Source organism: Aquiflexum sp. (assembly GCF_041751335.1).
Taxonomy (GTDB): Bacteria; Bacteroidota; Bacteroidia; order Cytophagales; family Cyclobacteriaceae; genus Aquiflexum.
In genome coordinates, this window is record NZ_JBGSXS010000271.1 from 1 (window position 1) to 6942 (window position 6942).

7 protein-coding genes and 1 pseudogene are annotated in these 6942 nt (G+C 39.0%); 2 read left to right on the plus strand and 6 right to left on the minus strand.

Going from position 1 to position 6942, the window contains the following annotated elements:
* Nucleotides 1-43: 43 nt before the first annotated feature.
* The 5 genes and pseudogenes from ACEW8U_RS14830 to ACEW8U_RS14850 form a co-directional block, all read right to left on the minus strand.
* Nucleotides 44-232 (minus strand): annotated as a pseudogene (locus ACEW8U_RS14830) (DUF1080 domain-containing protein); the annotation flags it as partial.
* A gap of 70 nt (nt 233-302) precedes the next feature.
* The gene (locus ACEW8U_RS14835) at nt 303-761 is read right to left on the minus strand and encodes a CBS domain-containing protein (protein ID WP_373522832.1); all 459 of its coding nucleotides are present in this window, start codon (nt 759-761) and stop codon (nt 303-305) included.
* A 153-nt stretch (nt 762-914) separates the two neighbouring features.
* On the minus strand, nt 915-2501 hold the full coding sequence (locus tag ACEW8U_RS14840) for an FG-GAP repeat domain-containing protein (protein ID WP_373522833.1): 1587 nt from the start codon (nt 2499-2501) through the stop codon (nt 915-917).
* 4 nt (nt 2502-2505) lie between these two features.
* A complete protein-coding gene (locus tag ACEW8U_RS14845; protein ID WP_373522834.1) occupies nt 2506-3258 on the minus strand; it encodes a copper homeostasis protein CutC in 753 nt (250 codons plus the stop codon).
* Nucleotides 3259-3262: 4 nt separating this feature from the next.
* Nucleotides 3263-4246 carry an isoaspartyl peptidase/L-asparaginase family protein gene (locus ACEW8U_RS14850; RefSeq protein WP_373522835.1) on the minus strand — a complete coding sequence of 328 codons (984 nt, stop codon included), beginning with the start codon at nt 4244-4246 and terminating at the stop codon, nt 3263-3265.
* Between the two features lie 410 nt (nt 4247-4656).
* Here ACEW8U_RS14850 and ACEW8U_RS14855 point away from each other — a divergent pair, with 410 nt between their 5' ends.
* Together ACEW8U_RS14855 and ACEW8U_RS14860 are read left to right on the plus strand one after the other, a co-directional pair.
* On the plus strand, nt 4657-5418 hold the full coding sequence (locus tag ACEW8U_RS14855) for a creatininase family protein (RefSeq protein ID WP_373522836.1): 762 nt from the start codon (nt 4657-4659) through the stop codon (nt 5416-5418).
* Nucleotides 5419-5535: 117 nt separating this feature from the next.
* Entirely contained in the window at nt 5536-5757 is a 222-nt protein-coding gene (locus ACEW8U_RS14860) for a hypothetical protein (protein ID WP_373522837.1), read from the plus strand.
* 81 nt (nt 5758-5838) lie between these two features.
* Here the strand turns inward: ACEW8U_RS14860 and ACEW8U_RS14865 are convergent.
* The coding region (locus ACEW8U_RS14865) for an FG-GAP repeat domain-containing protein (protein WP_373522838.1) at nt 5839-6942 on the minus strand (1104 nt) is incomplete at its 5' end.

Sequence of the window (6942 nt, forward strand, 5' to 3'; positions counted from 1 at the left end):
TTCTTTATTCCGCGGAACGAAAAACACCGAATCCAATTCGGTCCAACAATTGGCCTTCGATGGAAATTGGGAAATCCTGGTCTTTGAGCATAGTAGCAGGATCCTGAGCCCCTGAATTCCTAAACGCCCATCCTTCACCACCGGGAGGCAGTTCCCCTACAAATCTGTATTCAACGCGCAGGATATAATAAGAAAAAGGCTGATTATAAAAAATGTGACCATACTGCTTGTCACACTGGGAAACATTAAAAAACCTTGGCGGATTTCTCCACCAAGGTTGATAGGATTGAGATATAATATGGTTACCAGGTTGTCTCCCTCAATTTGGGAAACGCCCTGATGATGTCACTCAAACTGATCTGACCGACCAATCTTTCATCTTTCATCACGGGGAACCTTCGGATTTTATGATCAAGAAATTTTTGAGCAGCATCAAAAAGGGATAAGTCCGGCGAAAGTGTCATTACGTTTTTGGTCATGTGTTCTTCCACTGTTCCCGGAAAAGTGGGTGTATTAGAATACTTTCCCTTAATGATTTCTTTCAGACAATCCACTTCTGATATGATACCGACCAGACTTCCATCACTATCGACAACAGGCGCACCAGATATTTTCCTTTTGGTCAATAGGTCAAGAACATGGTCAATCGTATCACTAGGACGAAAAGTGACAAGATTGGTGCTCATATGATCTTTTACTAAAATTGGGGCTGCAGTTTTTTTGGGTTCAACCACTCTTACGCCTTGAAAGCTTTTTACCATAGCAAAATACATTTTTAGTGAGAGGAATAATTTAATCCAAAAATCTCAGACATCAAAATCAAATTTTCAAAAAAAATAAATATACCATATAAAAGTTTAGATTATTAGATTATCCAACCTGAAAAAAGGATTGAACTATTTTAATGAAAAATTTTATTTTAAAGATATCTTGTTTTCCAAGAGTACGAATGGCACCCAATTATCAGGTGTTTTGGAGTATAATGTTTTGAAATCAAATGCTCCCAAAACAATGTCCGTTTTACCGTCTCCATTGATGTCCCCTTTTTCCATGGTGAGATAAGACCATTTGCCAAGTTCCGGAAATGAAAAGGTTTTGAATTTCATTTTATCGATTTGCCTGAAAAAAAGAAAATTTTGAAGGGGTTCATTTTTAGGGTCCGGGAAATAAGAAATCACAGCAATATCATTTTTTCCATTTTGATCAAAATCCTCCACCAAAAGGGCAGTGGCCCCGTGCATGGGATAAAAATATGATTCTCTAAAATTATGGTCTCCGTCATTTAAAAAAATTCTAAGACCGTGATAGGGTTTTAAAATCGGAGATATATCAGCATTGTCTCCATTTACCAAAACGATATCCCTATGACCATCACCATCCATATCTATAAAATCGAAATCAGAACTGCCAAATACAGGATGAAAGCTCAACCAGTTTTCTTCTTTAAAGCTTCCATTCCCCAAATTGATATAAACATAAACACCCTCCCTGGCCTGTGTCATCAGGACAATCAGATCAGGTAATCCATCTTTATTGATATCGTAAATTATTGATTTCCTTGCTCCAGGCCTATTGTTGATCAATTGGGATTGATATCCTAATGATGAATTCCTCAACCAAGATAAATTGCCAACATGATTCCCGAAATTTGAAATAATGACATCTTCCTGACCATCCTGATTAAGGTCAGCAAATGTGAAATGAACAGGTCTTGTCAAACTGTCCTTTTTAACGATATAGGACTCTTGGGAAAATGAATCATAGGAGGAATACTTTCCTATGGAATAATTGGAAGGGTCCATCACACCCATTGTCAACAAATCAAAACCTCCTTGCTCTCTAAACCTGATGTCCGAGGGAGGAGAAGATATTTTAATAGAATCAATAACCTTTAAATCTGAGCCTGAAAACCTAAACAGTCTATTTGCCCTATCTCCAAGGTAAAGCTCTCCTTCTTCCTTATGCCATTTCAAAAGTGTGGTCAGGTTCGGTCTTTTATTTGAGGTTTGAGGAACCGAAATTTCAAATAAATCACGATCAATTTCTAAGTCAGGATCATTTCGTATTGAAGGAAGAATTTCAGGGGCTCGATCTAAGTAATAGGCCTCAATGAGATTCCAATCCTTTTGGGTGATGTAGGCTTTTGTAGCATAAATCCCTGGCGGAGCATCTATATCTTCGCCTATGGCAACACCAAAATCATCCTCGGTTATTAATCCCATTCTCCTTCTCATATCAGGAAGCACTGATGTTTTCCAAGTAGCTTTATTAAGCAGTAATGGAGGTGGGTTAAGGTGACAGGCACCACAATACATATCAGAAAGTTCCTTGCCTGACAGTTCGAGGGATTGTTTGCCCAGGCCTTCCAAAATTTCAAAGTCCTCTTTACTTGTTGGGGATTTTTGGGAACAAGAATAAAAAAGCACAAAAATGACAAAAGAAAAAACAATAATTCCAGTGCTATTCATCGATACTTTTAACTTGGAAAATCCTTTGGACATAATTTTACTTTGCCTGATTGTTTTTGATTTCAGTCAAAAATTCATTGACCAACGACTTGTCAATTGTGAGAACTTGTTTGAAAGCATTTGGATCATTTGAGAGAGAAACCGAGGGGTGAGAATAATTACTTTCTGTAGGTCTAAAAGCCTTACAGCTTGCATGAACTTCTTTAAGTTTTCCAAAATTATTCAAATCTGTAATATGTGCTGATTTAAGCCCTCCTCCTGGCATGATTATGATTTGATTTGATACCTGATCCAGCCATTTTCGGATTTTGGTCATTCCTTTAGAAACATCATTTTCACCACCGGAGGTGAGTATTCTTTGAAAGCCACAGGAGATAATGTCCTCAATGGCTTTGTCTTTGTCTTTGCTGATATCGAAAGCCCTGTGAAAAGTACATGGAGAATCCTCAACAGCATGCATCAGGTATTTACAGGCCTCTTTATCCACATGGCCATTCTTGTCCAATGCGCCAAACACAAATCCATCTGCACCGTGCGATTTTAGGAAGGCAATATCTTTTCTCATGACATACAATTCCTCAGGGGAATATACAAAATCCCCACCTCTCGGTCTGATCATGACAAAAACAGGAATCTGGACCTTTTCCTTTAAAAAAGCCAAAGCTCCGGCACTTGGGGTTTCTCCCCCCTCCCCAAAATCAGAACAGAGCTCCAGCCTATCAACGCCATATTCGGCTGCTTTCAATCCCGCTTCCACCGTAAACACGGGAGCTTCCAATAAAATATACATCTTTTTAAAATTTACTTTTTGAATCGACTAGGTCTTTTCCGTTGCTATGGTGCCTGGCAAAATTAAAACCCGGATGAACAGCATAGGCCCCGTATTCCCCCTCTTTATTAATGGCAAGAAAACCTGCCTGAATATCTTCTATACCCTTATTTTTAGCAATCAGCCTTCTGACTGCTTCTTCGCAGGCCTCTTGGGGAGTTCTGCCCTGACGCATCAATTCCACAATCAAAAAACTCCCGCAGATCTTGATAATAGATTCGCCAAGTCCAGTTGCAGTGGCCGCGCCGACTTCATCATCTACATACAAGCCTGCACCAATAATTGGGCTATCCCCCACCCGTCCGTGCATTTTATAAGCAAGACCGGAGGTAGTACATGAACCGGCAAGTTTTCTATCAGCACCAAGTGCAATCATGCCAATAGTGTCATGATTTTCTATATTGATGATGGGTTTGTACAATAATGTTTTTTTCCACTCTTGATACAGTTCATCTGCTTTGGGACTTAATGTTTCAGATTCCAATGGAAAACCCTGAGCAATCGCAAATTGACGGGCACCTTCCCCAGCCAACATGACATGTGGCGTTTCATCCATCACTTTTCTTGCCAGCGAAATGGGATGCTTTATTTGCCGGACGAAGGCCACTGTGCCACATGACCCATCACCTTTCATAATGGATGCATCCAATGTAGGTATCCCCTCTCTATCCGGTAATCCCTGAAGACCAACGGAAAGGTTATCCATATCCAATTCAGTCACTTTCACACCTTCCTCCACAGCATCAATCAAGCTCCCCGTTTCCATCAGCACTTCCCAAGCCTTGTCATTCGCAGGCATGCCATGGTTCCATGTGGAAAGAATCAGTGGCTTGAATTTTTCATTGGTGCTTTCTTGAATAGGATTCGCACATGCTTCCAATAATCCTGAAGGCAAAAGTATGGTTGAGGAAATAAGCGATTTCTTAATAAATGATCTTCGATCAGACATGTTGATTTTTTTGAGCTAAAAACATAAAATTTATTCAGGAATAAAGATTCAAAAAAAATCGGATAAATATATTTGGCATCGTTGATTTTTTTGAAGAAGTTAGGGATGTGATGAATAAGGAATAAAGAATAAAATATGAATTTGTCAGATGACCGATGAGGGATGACGGATGTTAGGTCCCGTAAAACCTTATGATCGACTATCATTAAAAACAAGCTTGGGGATCTTTGAATTTAAAAAATAACCTATTTTGCTAAGTGAAAGCCTGCCCCACAGAATTTCGGAGAATCTCTAGCTGGAAGAATTGACCCCAGTTTGACAGATTCTTGTGTCTTATGTCTTTTGTCTTGAATCTTGGTTCTTGCCTCTCGCATCTCGCTTCTAATCTCTCGCTTCTAAAAAAAACAAAAATGAGACCATACATACTTGCAGAAAATAACTGGAAAAATCTAAAGGATTTTCGATTTGAACTTGCGGTTTTACCTTGGGGTGCCACAGAGGCACATAATTATCACATGCCCTATGGCACAGATATATTTGAAGCAGATGCTGTCGCGGCAGGTGCAGGGAAATATGCATGGGAAAAAGGTGCGAAAGTTGTCATTCTGCCTACTATTCCATTTGGTGTAAATACAGGTCAAAGTGATATCTACTTGGATATCAATATGAACCCAAGTACTCAAATGGCTATTCTCAAAGACATCCTGACTGTATTGGACAGACAAGGAATTAAGAAATTCCTGATCGTGAACAGTCATGGTGGCAATGATTTCAAAACCATGTTAAGGGAATTGGGCTTGATTTTCCCTGAAATGATGCTCATGACCTGTAATTGGTTTCAGGCATTGGACAAAACCAAGTATTTTGAAATTGAAGGAGATCATGCCGATGAAATGGAAAGCAGTTTGATCTTGCACTTAAAACCTGAATTGATGTTGCCTCTTGAAGAAGCCGGAGAAGGGAAAGAGAAAAAGTCAATGATCCCAGGCCTTAAAGAAAAATGGGCTTGGGCTGAAAGAAAGTGGTCTCAGGTAACTGAAGATACCGGAATCGGCAATCCTAAAAAGGCAACTGCTGAAAAGGGCAAAAGATATTTTGAAGATATCTGTGTGAAGGTGGGGAAATTGATGGTGGATATTTGTGAGGCGGATGCTAGGGAGTTGTACAAGTGAAAATTATCTGATCATTGAAATGAAGTGATTTATGTTAAACTAAAGGGTAAGGTTTGATATTTCATTGACTGAAACTATAAAAGGAGATTTTGAGTATATTTGTTAAAAGGGAAAAATATGAAAGCGGTAGAGTTTAAATCAAAAATCAAGAATAACAAAATTGACATTCCAGCTGCTATACGGGCAAAATTGGATTATCAACAAGGCAAAGCAATTAGGGTCATTGTTCTTATGGAAGATATCGAGGCCGAAGATGATATAAATTTTAAGGATAAAGCTTTAACTGATTTTTTTAAAGGATATTCCTCTTCTGACGCAATCTATGATGAATATAAATAATGGACTAAATCAAGACTATAAAAAAACATTAGTAAGGAAATTTTTTCTAATGTCTCTATAGATATAAAAATCGCTGTCTCTTCAAAATTCCAAATCCACTACATTTCCCTTATAATCCACACCTTTCAACGAGACTGTGTTTCCAGGAATTATGATAGACATACCTGAATTGGAATAAAATCCAGAACGGTTGAAAATTTCAATTTTTTGGGTATTTCCATTCTCAAATTCTATCAAAACTGTGTGTATTCCTTTTGGAGGAATAAAGGAGCGGGTCTCATTTAGAGCAACGGTCTGATGAATCAGTAACTTCCCCCTGTTCTGTGTGGACAAGTATAATGGCTTGCCATCAACTCCCCTTAAAATCGCCATGGATTTGCCATCTCCCGGAACAACAAACCCACTTTCATGAGAACGGATTGCTTCAAATCCTCCCTTCCCATCACACAATAGCAATAGCCCATTGAAGGCATCACTCCTGCCTGGAAAGACTTCATTCCCATAATCATTGCCAACCATCAATACATCTAAATTTCCATCTCCATCGACATCATCAACGACCATTCCGTTTACCGGAGCAAGTTGGGCCAATATGGGCAATTCATGGATTTTGAATTTTCCATTTCCAAGATTTTCCACATAGCTACTTCTGTCGTAATTGCCCTTAAGTTTGAAGACGTCCACTAATTCATCATCTGTAAACAAAGTCTTTTCTGTTGCATTACCAAAATATTTATATCCTGCAAATTTTCTCCTAAATAATGTACTTTGGCCGTATAGGTCATCCCAATAATGGACTGGAAATGACTCGTAATTTCCATGGTTGTTTTTAAAATAGGCAAATGTAATAGGATCCATACTTTGGTTTCCGTCAAAATCCTTGGCATACACGGTGACCGGTCTATCAAAGGAGGGATGGAGGTAATTGTTAGCACCCATATTCCCAACGATATAATCCATATCCCCATCCCCATCAAAATCAGCCGCAACAATACTGTTCCACCATCCAAAGTGGTTTTCAAGGCCTGTGCCTTTGAGCTTTTGAAATTTACCGTTCTGATATTTGAAAACAGTGATAGGCATCAATTCACCAACAATAATCAGTTCCAGAATCCCGTCATTGTCCACATCGGTCCAAAGGGCATCAGTGACCATTCCTATATCCCTCAATTCAGGCAAAAGCTC